The organism is Psychrobacter aquaticus CMS 56 (genome assembly GCF_000471625.1).
GTDB lineage: Bacteria > Pseudomonadota > Gammaproteobacteria > Pseudomonadales > Moraxellaceae > Psychrobacter > Psychrobacter aquaticus.
In genome coordinates, this window is sequence record NZ_AUSW01000034.1 from 313,788 (window position 1) to 337,401 (window position 23,614).

20 protein-coding genes are annotated in these 23,614 nt (G+C 41.5%); 4 read left to right on the forward strand and 16 right to left on the reverse strand.

All coding sequences use genetic code 11. The features are described 5' to 3' along the window. Positions 1–3: 3 nt before the first annotated feature. The 3 genes from tssB to M917_RS10885 all read right to left on the reverse strand — a co-directional run bounded on the left by tssB (position 4) and on the right by M917_RS10885 (position 1,800). Positions 4–516, reverse strand: coding sequence for a type VI secretion system contractile sheath small subunit (tssB, locus tag M917_RS10875; protein WP_021814895.1), 513 nt, complete (start codon positions 514–516; stop codon positions 4–6). A gap of 171 nt (positions 517–687) precedes the next feature. Continuing rightward, positions 688–1,290 (reverse strand): tetratricopeptide repeat protein, encoded by a 603-nt coding sequence (locus M917_RS10880; RefSeq protein ID WP_021814897.1) that lies wholly within the window; start codon positions 1,288–1,290, stop codon positions 688–690. Between the two features lie 60 nt (positions 1,291–1,350). Next, positions 1,351–1,800 (reverse strand): hypothetical protein, encoded by a 450-nt coding sequence (locus M917_RS10885; RefSeq protein ID WP_040642622.1) that lies wholly within the window; start codon positions 1,798–1,800, stop codon positions 1,351–1,353. Positions 1,801–2,011: 211 nt separating this feature from the next. On the opposite strand from M917_RS10885, the gene M917_RS10890 reads away from it, so the two are divergent. From M917_RS10890 to M917_RS14260, 4 genes are read left to right on the forward strand one after another with little or no spacing between them, the layout of a single operon-like run. Continuing rightward, complete coding sequence (locus M917_RS10890) at positions 2,012–5,002, forward strand: contractile injection system protein, VgrG/Pvc8 family (protein ID WP_021814899.1); 2,991 nt, start codon at positions 2,012–2,014, stop codon at positions 5,000–5,002. Positions 5,003–5,022: 20 nt separating this feature from the next. Further along, positions 5,023–5,766, forward strand: coding sequence for a hypothetical protein (locus M917_RS10895; protein WP_021814900.1), 744 nt, complete (start codon positions 5,023–5,025; stop codon positions 5,764–5,766). Position 5,767: 1 nt separating this feature from the next. Then, positions 5,768–8,287: a hypothetical protein gene (locus tag M917_RS10900; protein WP_021814901.1), complete on the forward strand. Its 2,520-nt coding sequence runs from the start codon at positions 5,768–5,770 to the stop codon at positions 8,285–8,287. A 17-nt stretch (positions 8,288–8,304) separates the two neighbouring features. Continuing rightward, a complete protein-coding gene (locus tag M917_RS14260) occupies positions 8,305–9,114 on the forward strand; it encodes a hypothetical protein (RefSeq protein ID WP_021814902.1) in 810 nt (269 codons plus the stop codon). 288 nt (positions 9,115–9,402) lie between these two features. Here the strand turns inward: M917_RS14260 and M917_RS10910 are convergent, their stop codons facing one another. From M917_RS10910 to M917_RS10965, 13 genes are all read right to left on the reverse strand, one after another. Next, a complete protein-coding gene (locus M917_RS10910) occupies positions 9,403–9,906 on the reverse strand; it encodes a glycoside hydrolase family 108 protein (protein ID WP_040642625.1) in 504 nt (167 codons plus the stop codon). A gap of 65 nt (positions 9,907–9,971) precedes the next feature. Then, a complete protein-coding gene (locus M917_RS10915; protein WP_021814905.1) occupies positions 9,972–10,196 on the reverse strand; it encodes a hypothetical protein in 225 nt (74 codons plus the stop codon). Continuing rightward, positions 10,193–10,639, reverse strand: coding sequence for a hypothetical protein (locus tag M917_RS10920; protein WP_021814906.1), 447 nt, complete (start codon positions 10,637–10,639; stop codon positions 10,193–10,195). The genes M917_RS10915 and M917_RS10920 overlap by 4 nt, the downstream gene beginning before the upstream one ends. 92 nt (positions 10,640–10,731) lie before the next feature. Further along, positions 10,732–13,353 (reverse strand): hypothetical protein, encoded by a 2,622-nt coding sequence (locus M917_RS10925; protein WP_021814907.1) that lies wholly within the window; start codon positions 13,351–13,353, stop codon positions 10,732–10,734. 52 nt (positions 13,354–13,405) lie between these two features. Beyond that, the gene (locus M917_RS10930) at positions 13,406–16,267 is read right to left on the reverse strand and encodes a host specificity factor TipJ family phage tail protein (RefSeq protein WP_021814908.1); all 2,862 of its coding nucleotides are present in this window, start codon (positions 16,265–16,267) and stop codon (positions 13,406–13,408) included. After that, entirely contained in the window at positions 16,245–16,616 is a 372-nt protein-coding gene (locus M917_RS10935; protein WP_040642627.1) for a hypothetical protein, read from the reverse strand. The genes M917_RS10930 and M917_RS10935 overlap by 23 nt, the downstream gene beginning before the upstream one ends. Next, complete coding sequence (locus M917_RS10940) at positions 16,613–17,140, reverse strand: DUF1833 family protein (protein ID WP_021814910.1); 528 nt, start codon at positions 17,138–17,140, stop codon at positions 16,613–16,615. Before M917_RS10940 ends, M917_RS10935 begins: the two co-directional genes overlap by 4 nt. Then, complete coding sequence (locus M917_RS10945; protein WP_021814911.1) at positions 17,134–17,616, reverse strand: hypothetical protein; 483 nt, start codon at positions 17,614–17,616, stop codon at positions 17,134–17,136. The genes M917_RS10940 and M917_RS10945 overlap by 7 nt, the downstream gene beginning before the upstream one ends. Beyond that, positions 17,613–20,768: a lytic transglycosylase domain-containing protein gene (locus M917_RS13745; protein ID WP_021814912.1), complete on the reverse strand. Its 3,156-nt coding sequence runs from the start codon at positions 20,766–20,768 to the stop codon at positions 17,613–17,615. Before M917_RS13745 ends, M917_RS10945 begins: the two co-directional genes overlap by 4 nt. Before the next feature lie 136 nt (positions 20,769–20,904). Next, on the reverse strand, positions 20,905–21,081 hold the full coding sequence (locus M917_RS14330; protein WP_021814913.1) for a hypothetical protein: 177 nt from the start codon (positions 21,079–21,081) through the stop codon (positions 20,905–20,907). An 88-nt stretch (positions 21,082–21,169) separates the two neighbouring features. Beyond that, entirely contained in the window at positions 21,170–21,706 is a 537-nt protein-coding gene (locus tag M917_RS10955; protein WP_021814914.1) for a phage antirepressor N-terminal domain-containing protein, read from the reverse strand. 154 nt (positions 21,707–21,860) lie between these two features. Continuing rightward, a complete protein-coding gene (locus M917_RS10960; RefSeq protein ID WP_021814915.1) occupies positions 21,861–22,589 on the reverse strand; it encodes a BRO-N domain-containing protein in 729 nt (242 codons plus the stop codon). Between the two features lie 312 nt (positions 22,590–22,901). After that, complete coding sequence (locus M917_RS10965) at positions 22,902–23,579, reverse strand: hypothetical protein (RefSeq protein WP_021814916.1); 678 nt, start codon at positions 23,577–23,579, stop codon at positions 22,902–22,904. Positions 23,580–23,614: the final 35 nt, after the last annotated feature.

The following is a 23,614-nucleotide window of genomic DNA, read 5'->3' on the forward strand; positions in this document are numbered from 1 at the left end:
CGTTTAATCCTCACCATCAGTTTGGTTTTGTTCTGCCATTTTTTTAACTTGTTCTGTGTTTTTGAGTACATCGTCCAACAAGTCTTCAAGCTTTTCATTGGCTGATATCTTGTTGCGTAAATCCGCTAAACGATCGCGCGCTTGTACTAATTGTTTTAACGGCTCAATCTGATTAGCCACCGCTTCTGGACGAAAATCATCGATACTATTGAACGCCAAATCAACTGCAAACTCGCCACCTTTATCACTTAAATCGTTACTAACACGGAAGTTCGCACGCGGCGCAAGACCGGACATCACCTCGTCAAAAGTATCCAAATCCACTTCGACGAACTTTTTGTCTTTAAAGCGTGGTTGTTCCAGCTTAGAGTCTCCTGAGAACTCTCCTAGTACGCCAACAACAAAAGGGATTTCCTTTGTTTCTATCGAATCACCAACTTCGACATCATAGGTAAGATGCACCCGAGGGGCGCGTACTTTTGCAATTTTCTTCTGCACACTGTCTTGATTTGCCATAATAAGTTACCTCAGCAATGTCTAGTTTCAACGCAATATACTGAATGGATCAGTGGATTTGCCGTTGTTGTTTCTGGGGGATGAAGGTTTGGTCGGTTGGCGCACAGACTTGGCTTTTGGCGCTGGTCGTGACGGTTGTTTTGCGACTGCTTTTCTTTTAGTAGGAGTCGTTTATTTTTTTACAAACGTACGACGCTGAGCTTTTGATTTGCTTTTTGTTTTAGCACTTCTAGGTTTGACAACGGGCGCTGGCGGCTTCGGCAAAGACTCATCGTAATTAAAACCATAAATGTCACCATATATTTTACTTAGCGCGTACTGATATTCTTTCAAAAATGCCGCATCAACCTCATCCGTCAAATAGTCGGATTGCAATTGGCTTTGAGAGACAATAGCACTGCTGTTTAGTAGTATCTTTTTCAGCTCAGAAGTGCTTTGACCCAGATCAATTGCCTCACTGGCTGCATAGACAGCGTAAGCATGATAACCATGGTCAGAGTAAATCTGTGCCAAGATCTCCCATGCTAGAGAATCCTTTGGATTGCTAGCCAGTCTTTGATTTAACTCTACAATTAATTGCTGAAGTTGCGGTGATTGGGTGTCAGCGTTTTTGAGCGCAGCAAATTGATTGACGATGCTAGAATCTGGATCTTTTTCTTGAATTACAAGCTCACTATGCGCTGTACTCATCACTGAGCCCATGATAAACAGACCCGCCAAGAGTGCTTTAGGTAGCTTAAAACTGGCCTTGATACTGCTTTTGATACTGGTCATCGTAAGTCGGTGCTCGCCATTATTAGTATGAAGTAAACACATCTATCTACTTAAAATTTTTTAATTAGATGTATTAATTGAGGTTGTGATATTGGTCAATGTTTCTTTGAACGTTGCCTTATCACTATCATTCATTAATGCATTATCGTGATAAGCGTCAATATTGCTCTCCATCACCTTAACTGCTGAAAGCATGGCAATCTGCCGCGCTTCTACCATTTGATTATCCATACTCAGAGCTTCGTTAGCGGCTCTTAATGCCCGTGCATAGCGCTTTGCTTTATAGTTATCTTCAGCGATAGTCATCCACGTTGCAGGACTGCGTTGATTAGCGGCACCAGACAGATACGTGAGTGACGGCTCACTCAATTGTTTGACCGTGGTCTGGCTTATTGTATTTGGTTTGTTTCCCTCGGCAGTCGTGCTGCAACCCGTTATCAACGAAGCCACGTTGAGCACGACCGTTAGCAAACCTACTGTCTTAAGTTTAGTGCGATAAATAGGATTCATAAATACAGTGTCATCACTAAAAACATAAAAAATATTGAAAGAAGAAAAATTCTAACTAAAGTCTGCTAAGTATGTAAAATTCATTGGATTGATTATACATATACTTGACGATATTTCAATAAACTCTATAATTTTCTTAGTAAATAATTTAGAAAAACTCCTACTCAAGCCATTTTCTTGGTATAAAACAAGCAGTAACGGTAGCTCCCTTATGCCTTCTCAGACCAATCGTCTACATAAAATGACCGTTCACACCCATAATCTAGGTAAAAATATCTTTTACCCTGTCGCATTTTCTGGGTTAAGTGGTATTAATCAAATCGAAAAAATTGACATACTAGTGTTTGGTTATATTTTTTTAGACTCGAACGCTTGTTTATCATTAATAGGATCGCCCCTATGTTTAACTACGCTATCAGCCAATCGCACACCTACGCACCGTACAGGACTCATTAAAGAGATTAATTACCAGCATTCAGATGGAGCAATGCATTTCTACGCTTTAGATATTGTCAGTCCTGATTGGCAATTGACGCAGTCCATACATACTCGCAATTTTCTCAACCAATCTACTCTCGATATCATGGCCACTATCCTTGGCGATTATGATATGAAATGGCAGGTGTCTGAAACCTTGTTGTCATCAGATTGCTTATCCATGCCATTACCTATGCGGACCCAGTTGGACGTCAGTGACTATGACTTTATCACTGGACTGCTCGCAGATATTGGGGTATCTACCTTGTGGGTATCAGGTGATTCTATTGATGAGCTTGGCACGTGGTGGCTGATGAGTGGTTTGGATGAGATTGAACGACTACCACTGAACTACAGCTATGCCCAATCTTCGATGCAGTCAGGTCAAGACAGTGTCAGTACGCTACAAATGAATACGAAGCAACTTGGTAGTCGTACGGTGAGAGTACAGGCAGACGGTTTAGCAACTGATACCATCTATGAAGGTCAAGCGGTAGACGAGTCGCCCTTAGCGATGGATGACACCACAGTGTTACTCGCTGCCCCTTCTCGGGTGAGCAGTGACGAAGCTGCCACCAAGCTTGCTGAACAGTGGATTCAAGCCAATAACTGTCAACGCGAAACCTATCACGCCAGTGGTGCCATGCGTGGCCTGATGAGCGGCAGTCCAGTGAGCATCCATAATTTACCATCCATTGGTAGCCTATCTACTCATTGTATAGCCACGACAATGATCGGTATCGAACCCGATAACGATAGCGTCTCTTATCATCATCAAGTATTTATCAAAGAATGGTTAGACCAGACAGTACCTTACACCCAATGCCATATAAAGAACACCAATGCTACTTTTATACCTGAATACGCCTACGACATTGCTCGTAACACTGGCGTTTGGATATCAGCCACTCTATTAGATGTATCAACCCCTTACTGCCCATATCCTAGTACCTCAGCCTTTGTCAGCAGTAGCTATACAGGTCTGACTCAAGCCCGTACAGGTAATGCAAGCTCGTCTACCTCCCCCAGCTATGCATCCCGAATCACCGATGACTCTCTACAACAAACCATCACCACCCCTGTTTGGTCTGGTATCAGTGATCATGACGATGGCACCACCCCACCCCTGCGTTCATTACAATTGTCCTCAGGTGCAACCCACGGTTGGCAGTTTGCTCCGCGTCTCGGACAGTCGGTTCTGCTTAGCCACTGGTACGGTGATATCGACAGTCCGGTGATTAGCCGATCCCTGTATGACGGTATTGGTATGGGTGATGCTGATGACAAAGATGTCACTACTCGTGATTCTGGGCTGTCCAATCGGCACAATCTACAAGGCGGATCATCGCCACGGTGGCATGGCAATGGTTTGGGTCACTCGCAAATCAGTGATGATGATACACACAGTGGCTGGCTATCAGGTATTGCTCAGTATGGACTCAGCTCAGACTCTGAGGTGACATTAAGCTTTGATGATACGCCAAACAAAGTCGGACTCCAGTGGACGGTGAATACTGAGTCACATGCCAATGTCCAGAATCCAACTATCACAGATATTGCCGCCTTCTCAGTTAATGAAAACGTATTAGAACTCGGTGTGTTACGTCATCGCTTTAGCAATCATCAATCAAGTGATAGCGGTCAAGGAATCAATGTCGCAACCGATCATGGACTACAAATTACTGGAGAAACAGGTGTGCTGCTCTCTACTTTTGGTGTCCATCACAGCCAATCAGAACATGAGTCGGCATGGGTCAATGACGCAGGACAACAGCAGCTTAAACTGGGTGCTGGACTGAGTGAAACCTTTACAGACGCTAAACAGGCACATCTGCAATCAACACAAGCACTTAATAGTGCTTGCCAATCGATAGATGCTTTTAAGACCACAGCCCAAGTGATAGACGAAACCCTAAATACAGAAGTCTTAGGTGCGCCCGATGTGCTACTGGTCAGCAAAGACAGTATTCTCGCATCAAGTAGCAATACCCTTTGGACAGCAAAGACCATTGTGAGGCAAGCCGGCAGCACGCAGTCGGATGTGGTGGCAGGCAATTATATGCTGACGGCAGACCGTATTGATTCACTCTCTGGAGTTGGTGGTCAAGCCAACTTATCAGGACTACATATCAGTGCCAACAGAGAACCTCTCGGTATTCAGGCGCAAGGTGGTGAGCTGCAATTACACAGTCAGCAAGGTATGAAGATTGGTAGTGAGTCAGGACAAGTGAATGTGTCGAGTCCAAAGCGGATTAAGCTACAAACAGGCGCGGGTGCTTCTATCACTATAGATGACAGCGGAATTAAGCTAGTGTGCCCAGGAACGATTAAAGTTCAGGCGGTGAAGAAGGAATTATTGAGTGGAGGTAAAGTTAACGCGCCAGTGATTGCTTTACCAACTTCTGGGTTATTTAGTAAGGCGTTTGATCTCAAAAAACTTATTCCTCAAGACCTCATAGACCAAGGCATTAGCTATAAGCTTATCAATCATACAAGAGGCACAGAAATTGAAGGGAAGCTTGACGAAGAGGGTCAGACATTAAGAGTGTTTGGGGATAAAGCTGAGAAAGTTGAGTTAGAACTTATTGGCAACGTGAACCATAAAGGAGAGATTAAAGCTATTGACGTATCAAATCAGATAAAGAGCGATCATTGCTCTATTGAAGATCTATTTGAAGATTGTGGTGATAATCATGCACATGATGAAGACGACTTTGGCTGTTAAACTTCTTAATAGGATAATTTATGTACTTATTTAAAGATAAAAATCTATGCTTTTTTTCAATATTCCTCTTCACGACACCATTCGTCAGTGTAGCTCAAACCACAAACGAAGAAGATTATCAAAGTTATATAGATAGCATACCTCGCGTTCAGCTCAAAATGATCGCTCCTTCACAAGATGAAGAGAACGAACCTTCAGAGCAAGCATATACTTCAGATTCAATAAGTTATACCGATAAACTAAATAAAGAACTGGTAATCAATGAAGTTCCTTTTCGGTATGTAGATTATGAGTATGGCGATGGGAAATTCACCACATACCCTTTTGAGTTAGTGAATGAGAAATTACCAACCGTAGAGGGTATTAACTCTAATTACGATAGTAAATATGACAAAGCATTTCAAAAAATGATTTCTAAACTTGTCAGTCCTATTGATCTTACTAATAAGGAGCTTTATGCCATGGGATCACAGCAAGAAGGAGTATACATACAAGATATAAATACTGATAAAAAGTATGTATTTAATGAAATTTGCTTTGATAGTAAATGTGCTATAGGTCAAGTGTTCTATATTTTTGACCCCAAAAACTATGAAATGACAGGGATGCTCTATGATGGTTGTTCGTTTATTAAAAATAACATAACAGGTAAGGATCAACGTACTAAAGAACTATTACAAAAATATATCGATGTACAATGCCCTCTAGATTATAGCTATGCTCCTAATGCTTGTAGAAAGCGATCAGCAATAGAGGAAAAATAATATGAGTCACTTAATAAAACCAGTTAAAGGGGTTACTTATACTCCTGATAGGAACGGGTATATTGGAGCTGTTTCTAGACAGGAGTCAGGATCTGACTTGCGTTATTCTTATACTTATATTGGGAACAATAAAGAAGGTACTAAGGTTGATAACCCAAAGGCTGTTAGTATATTAAATCCTTGGAATTATGTGGGGCTCTTCCAGTTTTCAGAAGAAGCTTTACAGGATGTGGGATGTTATCGCTTTGATGGAACTAAAAATACAACAACTCAGGATTGGGGAAAGAATGGCAACTATTGGACTGGTAAGTTTGGTGCTACCTCCCTTAATGTTTTCAGACATAGTGGTAAAATACAAATGCAGGCGATTAATGAATGGATTAATCGATTATGCAGATACTCAAGAAGTAAAAATTTAAACGAATTTTATGGAAGGACTATTACAGAAGCAAAAGGTTCTCCTCCCTTTGAAGTAACTGAGTCAGGTGTGATAGCCGCTATACATTTGAAAGGTTCAGGAGCCGTCAAAAAATTTTTGACTACAAATGGTAGAATCAACAAAGTTGATGGCAATGGTACCAGTGTCGCTAAGTACATGAGTCAATTCGCTTATTATGATGTCCAGACTTGTTGTAAAAGAAAAATATACGTAAAGATTTTAGATGCTAAGAAAGACGGTATTCCTAACAAAGAAGTTGAAATTAGCTCTGAATTTAAGGGTAAATTTAATGTGGGTAAAGTAGTGGTTACTCATAAAACAGATAAAGAAGGCAATTTACCAGTAATAGTCAGACATCCAGAAGCCAAAATTCAGTTAAAAATTGATGGCACTCTCGTTGAGACTATTATTCAGAACGCTGATCAGATACAAGGGTATGAAATAGCATACCTAGGTAAACACAACTATTCGTCCGTACTATCAGAACATAAAAAAGTGAATACCACTCAAGAGAGTAGTGATAGTAGTACCAATAATGATAAACCAAGTAGTTCAGATCACCCAAACGAAGGCACTATCGATAGTAATATCATTGACGAAGTCACTTTCAATATAAAGCTAGTCGAAGGCGACACAGGAAAACCCATACCAAATACAACTTATTATCTCGAATATAAAAATAATATAAAACCACATAAAACTGATAGCTCAGGCATTGAATCAGGTATAAAAGCTGATATCAGTCAATCTATCGGCGTCTATCTTGATGACGACGATGGAAAGAAACAATCTATTTACAGCATGGCATTCCCCATTACTGGTGATTTAAACGGGCAAACCAAAGTTTTAAAAGTTCCTGTTCTCATCTTCGGCATCAAATTTGTTGATAAAAAGAATCAACCAATACCACACTACGAGTTTAAAATTCTATATCGTGGTAGACAATCTGCTACAAAAAGAGCAAGCAGCCAAGGTATTAGTACTATTAAAGCCCTTGCTGGTCAAAAACTCACTCTTATCGATGGACAAAATAGAGCGCAAACAACCGCCATCGCTACCTATGGATCCAAGCAATGGACTATAATTATAGGAACAGACATCACCGAAGAAAATATCAGCAATGCCTCAGATACCTTGAGTCAAGAAGCATCGACTACTCCAGAGACAAGCGAATCAAATGACACACCAAAACCTCAAATAGAGCAAAACCCTGTCATCAAAGTAGAAAAGCCGAAAGTAACAGAGATTGAAAAAAAGACAGAAACAGGGCCGACGCTTGAGGTTGCCTCAGATGAGGCTAAAATTACCATAAAGTTCGTTGATGAAGCAACAAATAAGCCACTATCGGGGCTTTCATATATTACTCAGTCTACCAAATATGGTAAGAACACTTCTGTGACAGGAAATGATGGTACTAGAGGTAGAACACATGATTCGCTAGTAGGTGTTGAGATAACAGTACTGGTGTATGAAGACGGCAAAGAGGTTAAAAAAGATAGCTTTTTTGCGAGTAAAGATAGAGATAAGCCGTATGTTTATAAGGCTAAGAAGCCTACATACTCAAATATTGAAATTGGTTTTACGACTAAAAGGTCAGATGTAGTTACTGAAAAAACCAGAATGGTTCTACGAGAGCTAGCTCAAAAATATGGTATTAAAAAAGTTGTAATAACAAGTACGCTAAGGACTCCTGAAGAGCAAGCAACTGCAATGTACAACAATATCTCTAAGGGCCGTGTCATTAGATATGCAGCGCCTGGTGCTGCAGTAACACGTGTTTGCCAAAGTGGTATTAAAAAAGGATTAGGTAAGAACCAAATCATCAGGAATATGGTTTCTAAAATTCTAGAATATGACAAGAAGGGATTAAGGGTATCTAAACATTGTGTTAGTTTTGAAACTTACGCTAAAAAGAACATCGTTGACTTAGGTGTAAATAGCAACGGATTAAATACTTATGCAAAGAAGAAAAGATTCCAAGAAATTTGTGATGCAGCTCTCAAACAGGGTAAGCTTTCAAGTTTTATATCTCCTCTAAGAGACAAAGCTGAACCAGCTTTTCATCTCGAAATACCTCAATAGATAAGAAGTTATATTTTATGAAGAAAACCCTACTCTTATTGGTTATGTTAACTTTACAAGCTTGTAGCGACACTACTGTTCAGCTTCCTACAGATGATGTCCATAATGGCAATGGCATAAACTCAAAGTTAGAGACAAATACTGCTCGATCAGATACAGATACAGATACAGATACAGATACAGATACAGATACAGATACAGATACAGATACAGATACAGATACAGATACAGATACAGATAATAGTATTCCAACAGGTATTTACTTTTCTAATAAAAAATGTAGTTCAGACAAAACTTGCAAAAATTTTACTCCTGAAAAAATTGATGGAAAATATTTTCTTTCTAAAAATCAGGATTCAAACGAAGCTACGTACTACTTATTATTTAAGGATAATACTTACTACCTTTATAGTTTACAGTTTTTAGATGAAGATTACAGCACCGTTGGCTCTTGGTCACAAATGAAAGAAATCAACGCAGCAGACTTAACTTTTGAAATCGAATATATTGAGCAAGTCATGGGTTCAGACTATATGGGAAGTTACGACAATGCTAACATAAACAATAAACTTAATACTTTAGCTAATCAATCTGGTTTGCTAGAAATAGGTAGCCTATTAGAAGGTAACCAAATACCTACTCATGAAAATATCAAATTTATACGCACAAATGATGGTTACAAGGTCGATTGCGAAAATTATATAAAAAAATATGAAGAGGTAGCTGACGAATTGTTTGAAAAAAATATGGCTGTAGGCTTTCACTTTTACTATGAATGTTCTAGTGGAAAAGTTATATATTTTCAAGATGTAAGTCAATTAAAATAGATATTGTACTATTCTTATTTGTAAAATAAAATACTAACATTCATTCTGTTAGCCATAACTTTATGTAAACCCTAATTCCTAAAAAACGTCCAAAATAAAGGGCAGACAGTCTATGACGGTCTACCCTTTATCGTTGTTTGGTGGAGATGGCGGGAGTTGAACCCGATTACATCAAACACTATCACACGCTATCAAATCCACTCTTAGTAATATCAATGACTTACGATTATGCAATGTGATTACATATGATAGTGTTTGATGGCAGGCTGTCAAGAATCATGTCACAGCTTAATTATCTGCTGCTGCATAACGTAGATTTACAACAATTCTACGCGCCCATCCCTTACCAAAAGTTTGCCATATTCTTAAGTTAGTAAAGAACTCTAAGCGCTCAGCGTTAAACAATAATACCACATCGTTCTTGTCCATTGCCGCGACAGCTTCCAATGTTTTAGGACCAATCAAACCATCTACAGCTTTGCCTGTAAATCCAATCGCACGCTGTAAAAATTTGACCGCTTGCTTATTGCCATGATTATAAGCGGCATCTGTCAGTTGCCATGCAATTAGCCTATCCAGCTGATCGCCTTTGATCGCTTTGTAATATGATTGCTCGGTAATGCGCTTGGCTGTTTCTTTTGGCAAGTTGCGCATTGAGCCGTGGTACCCATGTGCAACTGCCACTCTTTTAGTGACGCCGTACATAGTTTCCCCGCCAGGGTCGTTTGGATGATTGACGTAACCACCCTCATGCTTCTGCAATCGCTCGAAAATAATATCGAATACGCTCATTATATTTACCTTATTTTAGATGTAAAAAAGCCCCAAAAAAGGGGTGGTATTTAGTGCTGTTTTTATCAATCAGTGAGCTTATACATTGCCGCCCAAGACAATACAACAATGCCTAGAAAAACAATCGTTGCTGCGATAACGGGACGTCCTGACAAACCTACTAAAGCACCCAAAATAATAATTAGACTGCCAATATAAATATATCGGCAATTAGTGTTAATCAGCTTGTTTGGTAAAAATCCTGCTATCACGGTCACACCGCAAATAATTAACCATATTGACCCAATCATTTATCACCTCCCAGCCCCAGTCTAGCTTTTACCAGTGTTGGCAATATCTGAATAAGATGAGGCGCGACAAATGCCACGCCACCAACCCACAGCGGTGTGAGTAGTGTTAAGACACCATCACTATTGAGCACCCATAAAAACGCGGCAAAGCCACCTGTTAAGCAGATAAGCAATCTTAACCACGGTCTAATCTCAGCACTTTTCAAATCATCAGGCGTAGGATATAAAGCACCGATAATCGAGCCAAGCCACCAGCAAACGATGCAAGCACCGATAATGAGGCTTGTAGTGTGCGATTGCGCTAGCTGTGCAATGGTATCGGTCGTCATGACTTGCTGTCCGTCCGCGCTATCTGATGCGTTAGCGTTACGCATAGCGACCAATAGCGGATAGCTGCACAAGATAAACAGCCGCCAAGTTAACGCCCATAATTTATTGATCATAAATCCTCCGATTGTGTTTACGCATAAATCCTCCAAATTTTTGCAATAAAAAAACCGCCCAATGGGCGGCTCTTATTTAATTATCATTAGTATTAAAGCACTAACTTCTCAACCCAAATACCTGCCTTGTTTTTGACACTAAACACGATTTTAGCTTCAAAGTCTGTGTCATCATCAGTATAGACGAATTGAACCTTAGCAACATCTTTTAGTATTCCCTCGCCTGTATCATCAACTCCTGACACAACGGAATAGACTTGCGAGTGTATTGAGTCACCACTTTGAGCTGGCTGAGGAACAGAGATTTTACCTCTATGACTAACATACCTATCCCATATAGATTTATTAGTATCACCATAACCAATGTTCATATGTTCTGGTGTAGGGAACTCTACAGAACCATTTATATGAGTTATTGTAGGTACGGTTGCATCATGATCTGCATCAGCGCTGGCTTCTGTCCAACCTGAACCTGGACGACCTCCACTACGTTCAATCCACTGAGGGATGAAAAATTGGACTTTACCTCCTTCGGGTGTGCTTGATTTATAATCACTACGAGCACGACCTCCACCAACTTTAAAGTTCATCCATGCACGGTTTCCGTAAGCCGTATGAGGAGGACATACATGAATAGACCAACCTTCAATACCCCACTCAACAGTAAGACTGTTCTTATCAACATGGTCTTTCACAGGCATAGTTGTGACAGGGTAATTAGGTCTGTTTAGGTTCATACTCATCTGCATACCGTAAGCTTCCCTATAGATATCGCAGGTCATATCCATAATGCGCTCAGGATAGTTATACCCTGTTTTTCGAGCATAGTTTGATATTTTTAACGGAGCATCTGCTGGATACATTTGACTAAACAATTCTATACCATGCGATGTTTTAACAATATCTAACCCATTATCAGGGTCTAGACCTGCTTCAAATACATTATCGGGATTAACAACACCAATACTAGGAATACCTGTTACGTCTGTCATAGACAAAGTATAGAGAGCTAACTCTTTAAACCCAATATTATAAGGTGGTGCTGTCTTAGGAAGTATTTTTTCCAATACACTAGCAGACGGTACACCAGCAGGGAACTCTGTGGTTAAATCAATAGCTACAATATAATCTACTGTTAATTCTTTACCGTATGCTATTTCAGGAGTTGCATATTCATGGATAATAAATATCTCTAAAAAATTACCACTTTTAGGTAGTCTAACCTCACTGAAATCAATCCAAGTATTTGCAGCGGGTGTATTGACTATATTATATCCGCCAGAAGAGTTACCAATTAGGATCCGTTTACATCCTGCACTATCTACTTTTACACGAGCTTTGATAAGTATTTGGTTGCCATCTGCTGCTGTATAATAAGTATGTTTAGCAAAACCATCTACAGCAGTACCATCTAATGTTAGGACAGCTTTACTATTAACTACTGTTAATGTTGCACGTTCTTTTATCCAATTAGCTGTACTGGTAATAGGACTTAAAGATGTGTTTTGTTCAAGAACAATATCTTCGTCTGAACCAGCACCAATTTGTGCAATTTTGTTCCAATCTAAAAAAGTACGATTGTCATATAAATCATTAGTATTTACAATATAAGGTGCTGGAGTTTTAGGTATTACAGTATCTAATTTTTCTTTAGATGGAATACCATCAGGAAATAAGGCAGTCAAATTAATAGAAGAGGCAAAATCTACTGTCATCTTTTTGCCAGTTGCTGTAGCAGCATCAGCATAACCAAAAATCAGACTGAAATAGTTAGTGCCATCGCCATTGGATGTTCTGATGTCACTAATATCAATCCAAGTATCAGCAACAGGATTATTAATTATTACATAACTTTCCACATAACCACTACCTGAATGTCCAATCCAGATATATTGACAACCAGCATCAACTTTGACACGAGCCTTCATTAATACTTTACTGTTTGCTCCTGGATAAATGGTATGACGTGCAAAACCATCTTTTGCTGCACCAGTTAGTGTAATAACCCCTTGACCACTAACAGCCGCAAAGGTTGAACGAGCAGTTGTCCACTTATTTGTATCAACAACACGAGATGACATACTAGTTAAAGTAATTTCCTCGCCTACATTTGAGTTTTCAGCTATACGTTCATAATATCCGTTATCTTCTGAAACGCTATCATTAAGAACCCTACCGATAGAACCAACAGCTATTGGGCTTAATAGCATATCGTTTTTAGTAATAAAAACTTCTGCTTTTTTAAGTAATTTATTATCTGTATAAGCATTAGCTGATGCAATAGGGTCATAGACAGACTTAGTAAATGCCACCCCATCATAAATATAAACCCCATTTTTTGCAGCGGTATCGTTTGTTATCTCGATAACCGACTGCGGATTAATGCTTGATTGAGCCGCAATCATCAACGCTTCTGTTTTGTACGCTAAACGCCCACCACTGTTTTCAATCTTAATCATTGAGTCGGCAATCAGTTGCGATATGCTTTGGACTGTTTTATCACCAACCACTACATCGCCCGCATCTTGCGTAAAAACAAGTTTAATGGCGTTTAGATAGTCTAAGTAGTGCTGCAAACTATTAACATCAGCAGCCAATCGTCTAGTAATAAGTACATCAGTAGCAGCGTTCATAAATTCTTCAAACGATTGCATATCAACGCGTGCGTCAATCACTTCTTGCACGATACTGCTTACATCATTTTCTATAGCCATTTTCTAAGCTCCAAAAAAAGCCCTCTAAGTGAGGGCGTTGGTTTAAATGAATTTAGGCTATCAAGCCGTTTATGTGATCTTTGTCGTTTGAGTAATAGCGCTGATCATAAGCCATGGCATTTATAGATGATTCAAAAAGCCCTTGACCAGACTTTTCACCAATCAAGTATGCATCGGCTTCAACGTCCGTCGCTTCAGTGATATTGAATACTGCATGAGTCACACCAGCCGTTACCAGCGGCATCATTGGTATTCGTGCCAGCTCAATTTGATCATGACCAATCTGCCCGATAATCTCAATAACATCAACAGTCCTGTTTTTAAGCTGCAGATGTATGACGTAACTTTTGTTTTCGTCCAAAATCGCTGGATAGTCTAAAGTCAATATCGTATTCTCTTGGAGGTCTACTTGCCCGCTACATAGTATTGGCACCGTCGAGTCAACAACTGCAATTCTATCCATCCGTGTCACCAAGTCGCCTTCCCCATAGGCGGTAAACTCAATGGCTTTACGGTTATACCTAAGCTTATTCCATGCCCGGTGCGCCAAGAAGTGCGCTTGTGCGTAATTGGTCACGCCTTGGCTATCTATAGTCTTATAATTGGTACGCAGATCATCGGGCAACCTAATAATCGCTTCACCATAATTATCGTCAGGATCACGCCATTTAAGTTCAACACCATCATAATTATCTTGGATTCCAAAAAACTCAGTAACTGTCATGCTCTCCGGTACAACATTGCGATGGTTAAACAAAGCTAAGCTATTAGCCGTCTCACGCTCGAAATTAAAATAATGCAAACCGCCCTCTCTGCGTGCAGTACAAAACACTGCTTCAGCGACTGCAAATATCATCTCTTGATAACTACTGTGCTTGTCATCAAACGTGTAATTAAACTCGCATGCTTTGTTAGTGCCAAAATAAACGGCCATCTCATCACTCAAGTCATAAAAAGACTCGATATCAACTTCGGATTCATCCATTCGGCCAATATAAGTATCAATCGCCATCGCAATTGATATGTCAGCAAAATCGCTCGTCGGTAAAAAGCCGTTAGGCGTATCTAGCTTGCGGTGGACGACTGCGTTTAGCTCACTGGCATTAGTGCCCGACCCAATCGCCATACGACGCAGACGCGCGACAGTATCGTATTCGTAGACTGAGCGCTTCGTCTCGTAGCAGCTATATGCGCTTTCGAAAATTACATCGTCAATTAGGCTGGAGTCATTGCCATTGTCGTTAGAGCGCTTCGTTCTAAATCTAAACGGACCAGTGCTAGGCAGATCTCTTTTAATAGTTAATCCTATGGGGTTGCGGTTGTTAGCAATACCGCTCATAACGTCACCATACTTAAGTATCGGACCGGTTGGGATACCGTCTACAACCATCTGATACTCAACTTCGATTGCCACCTGCTGTGCCTCATCGCCCTGATATATACCGTTTTGCGCTAGATAGTTCAGGATAAAGCCAGTGCTATCTTTACTGCCCGCATAGTACCAGCCAATAAAGTTATTTTTTGAGCTCGCAAAGGTCACTGTTTTAGAGAGAAAATCAACTATTTGAGATTGAGTTAAAGTGCCTAATTTATTCCAGTCGCTATTCACAGCAGCCGGATTAACTAGCGTAAGATTTGTATCGGTGACGCTTGATACGGTGTATTCGCCCGATAAGTCCACGTTATTCTCATGATCTGTCAATACCCCTGACGTAACGCCCGTCGTGTTTGCCGTCAGCATATAAAAGCTTGGGTTAATATCTTTGTAGCCAGTGGCCAGCGTCAGCTCATAGACGTATGCGTTGTCACTACCAGACTTAACAATACTATCGACAACGTACTCACCTGCCAAATTCAAACTACCGCCACTTTCGTCGCTGACCAACAGTGATGTAATACGGATTTTTTTATAATCATTCGGGTTGGATATGCTTTGTTTTGCGGCGATGGTCAGTACACCATCAGTAATATCGATATTGGTATTGCCAGATATCACGCTGTCAGCAACCGTTCCGTACACTGCATTGGCAATAATAATCCTTTCGCCCGACTGAAACTCGCTGGTGAATTGAGCAATCTTGGGTTTAAGCAAGCTAATAAAGCTGCCATTGTTATCCCATTGTAGATTAGCGATCGTACCCTGGTCCGCTTGAACTTGTATCGTATTTGGCGAAGTAAAGACGACGCCTCGATATTCTAAATAACCGCTATTAGGTGAGCGTAGTGTTTGTTTGCCGTCAATTGAAGATACTTGCTTGGTAACTAGTGGTAGCGTATCAAACGCTGCGCCTATTTTGATTTGCGGATTAGGATCGATAAGCGACTGATTCGGCTCGTAGATACTGATTGATGCGCCTTCAATCGTGCTGATAGGCGTCTCACCTTCTTTGATACTATTCTCATCTATTGCAAATGATCCAGTACCAAAACAGAGCAAGCACTCCTCCACCTGAATGTTATCTTTATAGTAGCGGTAAAATGGCGCGATACCATCCGGTAAAGATTTGCGCCTCCCGTATATATCAGGCACACGCTCATTGACACGATGTTTGTTTTGACGCTGAGCGAGACTATTATTTGGTGACCCTGCTACATCTTGCGGCGTACTCATGTCAGGCATGTTCATATAAGTATAAACAGCGGTACCAATCGATATGACAGCAGCAATGATCCCCATAGTGACAGGATCGCGTGCATGGCATAGCACATAATAGTCACCAGTTACATCTTTGAGAGCCCAAGCGTCTATCTTAGTCTTTGGCGTCACATCATTCTGCACACAGATACTATCTTTATATAAACGTGCTGCTGGGTATTGCTCACGTACTCTCATCCATTCAGTTAATAAGCAAGTAAAGCTATGCTCAGTACATTCACTCGCATCAAGCTGATTATGAAAAATCTTTAACGTCATAAAAACGCACCTTTTTATATTGTCGCTTCATGCTACGCATAACCTCAAAGCGTGAACCAATTTCAGATAAATGCAAAACGCGGCCACAATAGTACAATCCGACATGGTGGCGGTTATCTAAGGTCATCATCAGCACGATGGTCCCATCACTAGGTTTAGCAACTAAAGTACCCTGCTCCATGGCAGCCTTGGACGGACTAAGTTCGGCATTCAAAGAGCCGGTCAACCCTAAAAAGCAATGGCTGAAATCGTAGTCAAACAGATGCTTACCAGCCTCGATCAAAAAATGGATGCAATGATAACTATCACGGTCAAACTTACGGCCAAGTAAAGTATCAATGCTTTTCATGCCAGCAGCCCTTTTAAGTCGGTGTAATAATCGGGCGAGTACGGTCTGCCTGTTTTGACTGTGTTCTTGTCTGGCGTCTTTGCGTCAAACGTCGTTGCCTGATGATCACGACTCATCTGCTCAACAAACAAGCCTTTCTTGATATCGATGGGCTTATCTTTAGCAAACGTCATTGATGAGGTGTCAAAAGCATAAGCGCGATAAATGACTTGCGGATATTCATCGTTGTCTGACGCTCTGATTTGCTTGATCAACGGTGGTACAATTTCACCCAGGTCACCTAGGGTGATATTAAGACTCTGATCAAGATCGTCAGAGGTAGTACCGTTATTAATAAGTAGTGGCGCAAACTCAAAATATACAGTCTCACCAGTCTCGAGCATGGCTTCAATGCCATCAGCATGGTTGGTTACGATACGAATGGGTATCGGCCATAAGCTATGGCTAACTTCTAGTGTTTCAAGCAATGCGATGCTAGGAGAGCTATCAAGATGCAGATCGGTGATATCATCAATTGTTACCATTGAATATCCTCCCTTGCATCTGGCATGTCTTCATTGACCAACTTTTCAACTAAGTTATTCAGTCTTGAAGGGTCGCCGTCGTTCCAAGCATCAAGAATCAATTGATCAAACTCCCTGCTTGTATGATTTGGTTTTAAGCGCAAACCAAATGACACGCTGTACACTTTGCCATCGCGCTCACCAACGCTTAACGAGCCAGCGATAAACTGGCAAACGTAGGTAGTAAGTTCAGTCTCCCCAACAATCAAACGCCAAAGAAATGGACGCGGATTTTCTTGATAGCTATCCCAAAATACCCAAAAGTATTGCTGCTTTCTTTTATCATCGAGCATGACTGATGGGTTGACAGTGTGTGTATTATTGACAAACTGGACGCGCTGACGGGCAAAGCCACCCATTAATGCTTGTTCTAACAGGTTGTTAGCCACTTCAGGTGTATAGCCGCGCTGAAGCGGGCGCAATGCAAAACTATTCATGAACGATTCACCTTTGCTGTGGTACCGCGCCTGACACTTTTGCTTTCGATCGAGTTGGCGCGGCCAATACGGCGGAATGATTTTTCAATCATTTTGTCCACCATGTCGACCGTTACTTCACCATTAGGACCTCTTGTGGCGGTGACTTGAGCACTTGAGTTGTTGTTGATGGTGATGTTGCCGGCGCTAGACTTTTGACCTTCAGACATAAACTTAACGAGGTCTTTGTTTTGCTTAGGGGACAGCACACGCTCATCTTTTTGCAGCAAGTAAGTTGCTTCCTCTGGCACATTGTCCAAACCGCCGTGGGCGATACCGGCAACAGATGGCGCTGCCATACCGCCAATACCAGCAGCTTGAGCTATCTGTATCGCTGATGCCGCCACCGCGCCCGGCATAGCGATATAAGGTCCGATCAAAGGAATAGCAGATAACGCATCAAAGGTGTTTGAGTAAGTCGTTTTCACTGTCATTAATGCTTTTTGTACAGCAAATGCCTTTTCCATGGCAAACGCAGCGTGATGCATCTTTGAATTTTCACCGAAAAACATGCCGGCTACGCTTGTCATAGCACTAAAAGCATTTTCTTGGATAGCGACGCGTTGTGCGGATTGCTGCTCATCAAGCGTTTGCTGTTTAAGCGCGTATTCTTGATCCATCGCCCACATGTTGTCCATGTGTTCTTGCTTAGCGAGTTCCAGTAATTCAAAACGTTCAAGTTCTGGTAGGAGGTAATCTTTGCCACGCTCATCTTTAGCGTTAATATCTTTCTGGCGGTTGCTGTAATTATCATTAACCGATTTGTAAGATTCGTCTTTGTCTTGACCAAACCGCCAGCCTGCATAACCCTCTGCCGACATAGTGCGCTGTGCCATGCTATCCAAGCCATTGCTAGCAGACGCCAAGCCGTTAGCCTTCATGCTGTTAGCAATTGACTGGTACATCTTGTCTTGCTCACGAGCTTTTGCACCAGCTGCCCATCTAAAGTTCTCTAAATCCTCTTGATAAGCACCGTTTTGCAAGTCAATAAGCATCTGTCTTGTTGGGTCACCTTCAACAAACTCAGTATTAATGCGCTCAATCTCTTTATTATGCGCGTATGTCAACTTTTCCTCATCTTGCATATAACTTTCAAGTATTGATTTTGCTTTTGCTGTGCGCTTCTCATCGTAACGCCCTTTTTCTGCGTTTGAATACTTGATGTGGTCAGCGGAGTCTTTAGCATATAAAGCATCAATCTCAAGCATATTATTGGTGTGCTCAAGGTCTATCTTTTCGCGCTCCGTAGCGTACTTAACTTGTATCGAACCTTGACGCTTTAGGGTTTCTTCTTGAAGTTTTTGAGCTTCTTGCGCTTGCTTGGTCACGGTGTCGTAAACTAATTTGCTTGTATCGGTCGTGGCTGACTTCATGTAGGCAAGTACGTTTTTGGTGTACTCTTTAGTCTGACCGATACCCGTTTTCTTATTTCTAGCCCAGCGGTCAGATAGAATTAAGGACATTGGGTTTTTATCTACATTACCCTCGCCCGTGTTGTAAGCTGCAATCGTTTTGGTTAAGTCGTGGTCGAACCGCTTATAAAGCCAGCTTAAGTACTTAGCAGCACCCTCTGTTGCTTGCTCCATATTGTAGGCGTTATCCACCTTAAAACGCTCAGCGGTGGCATCGATAAGCTGAAAGCCGCCTTTCGCTCTGCCATACTTGGTTACCGGTCCTTTTGCTTGTGTATTGCCGTGTGATTCCTGCATGTGTATGCCGGTCATCAATCCCTGTGGTAAGCCGTACTGAGCCTCGTAACCTGCAAAGTCGTACTTCTCAGCATTAGCCAGTGCCTTTGCGTTCGGTGCGAGCTTGACCGTGCCCGCTGTCTTTTGAGCTTTAGCTAGCGCTTTCTCCCTAGCTTCTATAGCTTTAGTGTTAGCGTCATGCTCAACCGTATTTGTTTCTAATCCGCTTGTGTACTGCTGTGTTGCGGCGCTAGTTGCATATAATGCACCAGCCAGACCATTTAAGGGCTTTGTGCTTGACTCAAACATACCGCTAGTGGCTGTCAGCATATTTTTGACTTCACTAATTATGTCGCCACCTAGGTTTGCACCTATCTTCACATAATCAATAGCGCCTTGTTTTAACACTCTCGCCTTAGCGACCAAACCCTCAGCATCAAAAAAGTTACTTGTAGTTATGCCGATATTAGCGACCTGCTCTCCGAATGCTTGAACCAATCTAATTATAATCTTTATGCCGCCTGCAACACCTACAATGCCAGCCGCTACCGTCTTAGCAATAATACCCACAGACTCCATTGTTGTGCCAAACTGACCACCTTTAGTCTTGCCTTCAACAAAATAACCCATTAAATTATTCAATACTGGCATCATCTGCACTGCTAGCTGTGTTTTAAAGCCGTCAAATTGAGTTGATACCGCTTGCGTTTGTGCTGTCAATCTTCTTGATTGCTCGATAGCAGCTTCGGTCTTAATAACCCCTGCTGCCTCTAGCTCTACGCCGTACTTGTTTAGTATGTCGCCGCCATCAGCAAACAAGGGCATCAAGTTACCCAAGTCACCCGCCAAGCTTTCAAAGACAAATCGCTGCTCTTGCGATGTTGCGCCAAGCGCGTCCATTTTATCTTTGACCAATTGAATGGCCTCTGCGCCGTCTTTACCTTGAAGTGTCTTGCCAAGGTTGCGAATTTCTTCGTCTGTCATCTTGGTATTGTTTTGTAAGGCTTCAAAGAAATCGGCTGCACCACCACCACCTGTTGCACTAAACTCACCCAACTTCTCTTGCACATCGCCCAATATCCCTGCGAGGGCGTCTTGTTCAACGCCTAGCCCAGCAGCGGCATAACTTAAGACTTGAAAGTTTTTTAAGCTTGTATTGGCTGTATTGGCCATAATACTTAGTTGCGCGTCAGCCTTGGCGGATTCCATCGTAAATGATATCAACGCGCCAGCCGCGGCCGCGACACCTGTTGCTGCCATCGCTCCAAAAGCCAATGCCGCTTTGCCAAGATTTTCAGTAACTGAACTATTAATATTGTTTGTACTATCACGCGCTTGGCGTTCAGCTTGCGTTAGGCCGTCGGTAAACTCACTCAGCCGTACTGCCAAATCTAGTGTTAATGTGCCAAGTGATGTTGAGGCCATGACGGTAAATCCTTATTTTGGGTGGTATATTTCCGCATTTAAAACACTGAATTTAATAATTTATTTCAAAGGGTCGGATTTCAAATCTAACCCTTCAATATCAGGGTTACGCATTTCAAATGCGGAATTCAGCAATTTATGCTCTATTCAATTGAGCAATTGCCAATATAATTAGTGCCGCAGCAACTGCCAGAGCCACAATAAGCCCTGACGATGCAAGAATAATTCCTGCTATATCTGCACCTTTCTGACTCATACCGCCTCCTACTTTTAAGTCGGTTTTAGATGTGTTAAAATTAAACGGTAATTTCATTGTTAATCCTTATTACGCAAGGGTTAATATAAAAACCCCTAAAGGTTGCTGCCTTTAGGGGTTTTGCTTTGGGTATAAAAAAGCCGCTTTAATTAATAAGCGGCTTTTCAAAATTCGTTAGTTGGGGCTGTATCAATGTTTGTAAGTAAATTATGGCTCGCTCATTGGTCTGTTTCTCTTGCTTGCGACTGTTTAGCCCTTTGCCGTGAAATGAACCTTTAGCCTGTGAGATATTTTCTTGCATAAGCACACTATTAAGCTCATCTTGCATTCTTTGATGTTTGCCAGTCCAGTATTGCCAAAGTACATCATCACACTCATTCTGATAGCGTATGATCTTATCTTTAATCTCTGGTTTAACCTTGTTTGGACTGATAGTCATCAACCAACCGAATAGCTTGCGTAGCGGCAAACAAGTATAAGCACGTCGCTGAACATCCCCATCTATCTGCATCACGATTTCCGTGACGCAGGTGCTAAAACGACTTTTAAGCTTCTCGTGCTGTGACTGCCAAGCCAGCCCCATGTTTTCAACAATTGGGCGCATGGGTATGTAAGGCTCACCTTCGTGATTGATAACAGACAATTGGTCTTCATGAAAACTAATACTGATTGGATAACTCATAAGTTTCTACTCTCATGACTTCTACCTTGAGATAGGAAGGGGCTGGCAACCAAGGTAGAAAACATTGGCCAACCCCTAAAACGTAAAATTCGGATAATAAAAAACCCCAATCATTGCTGACTGAGGTTTCTTAAAGTATTTTTAGTTTGTTAGATTATCTTACTTCTCTCGCAGTTTCACTTTTCAAGCTCTCAAACACACTAAACTGGTGTTCGTTGTGCTGGCGTATGACTTCTATACCGCAATCCAATGATGCCAGTGCTTTTTTTATCACACCGATAGCGTGGCGGGTTTCTTCAACTCTTTGACTACCGATAGCGTGCATATCGTTAATATACTTTGAGTTATTGGCATTGCTTGCCTGCCGTGCCAGTATCACATCATAAACAAAGGCGACCGCTTCAGGCAGCTTCGACTCTGGTATCTGGTCGATGTGCTCAACGTTGTAATGACTGGTCACTATCTTATAAGCATCACTGATAAGCATATTGCCTACTGCAAGACGATCACATGCTTTCCTAAGCGGCGTGCGTTGATGTGATGTAGTCTTTACTTCACGCTCCAATATATCCAGCACCCAGACTCTAAAAGCTTTGGCGATATCAGTACGGGCAAACATAGCGAGCAGATGACAACCACGAAGTGAAAATATGCGTGTTTTTACCGTCAAGCCCTTTGTTTTCGACGAGGTGGTCAAATTGACCCCCTCGATAGTTTTTGTCATATTTGTACCGAACTCATCTTTGTTACGACTGAATATTCTGTTGACACTTTTATAATCTACATACCCAAGCGCAGCCGCCAAGTCACTGGAAGTCAGCCAAACTTGGTCATCTTTATTAATTGTGGTAAGAGTAGTGCCGTTAAAGGTTAGTGCGTTCATGATGAACTCCTTCTTGTTTCTTCGAATTTGCCCAATAAAGGGCGCCGAGAGGTTCGAAACCGTCAAGAAGAACGGCGGGCAGTTTTCCCCACGAAAGGTATTGTATGGCTGCCACCCTCTCGACATAGAAACATGTGGTTTATCACAACGACACAGATAGCTATTATGAGAGTTTGCCTTTTGCATAGGCATAAAAAAGCCACGATTACGCTTGTGGATTGCGCTTCTTGATTGGAGGTTTCGACGCCTCGTTTATGATTATGTATGAAAAAACCCACCTTGGCAAGTGGGTTTATTTTCAATCATCATATTTTATTTATCGAAGCCTTTGGTGACTTTATATTTAATTTGCTTATTGTCGGCATCGATGACATCTATCAAAGCGCCTTTGTACCCAATTTCCTTGGACTGTGATAAGTCGTATTCAACATCATTATTAAAAGCCGGTCTTGCTGTATCGCTGCTAAATTCACGATAGCCAATATTTATCTTATTACCTACCTTGCCGTTATAGAGTAGTGTCTGTTGAAAGCTGTTTTTATTAGCAATCGCCCAATTAGTCTTTTGGTACGGAACGTCTGTAGTACAACTGCTGACATAGTTATAAATTGTCATGACGCAAAGAGCTTTGTCCTCTTTTCTAATAGCCAACAAAGCAGGTGGGTCTTTTAGCAGGCCTTTCGTAACGTCGCCAGCGTCAACATCCTTAGAGATTTTATACTGCTCATACTTTTCATCTTCACCTTGTTTCGCAAAGTAGCCTGGTGATACTTTATTACCAGACATATTGTAGTAGTCATCTATATAGATAGCATCTTGTTGAACCATCATTCCCTGCGTCAGCATATGACTGCCAAGGCTCGCAGTAGTCACCTGTCCGATTGGGGGCTTGCTTATCTCTTTGATTTCGGGTTTGTAATTGTAGGCAGGTGTCGCGCAGGCAGACAAAAAGCCAGCCGTTACAATTGATGTAAATAGTATCTTTTTCATAATACAGTTCGCCACAGTTAAATAAAGGTCAACTA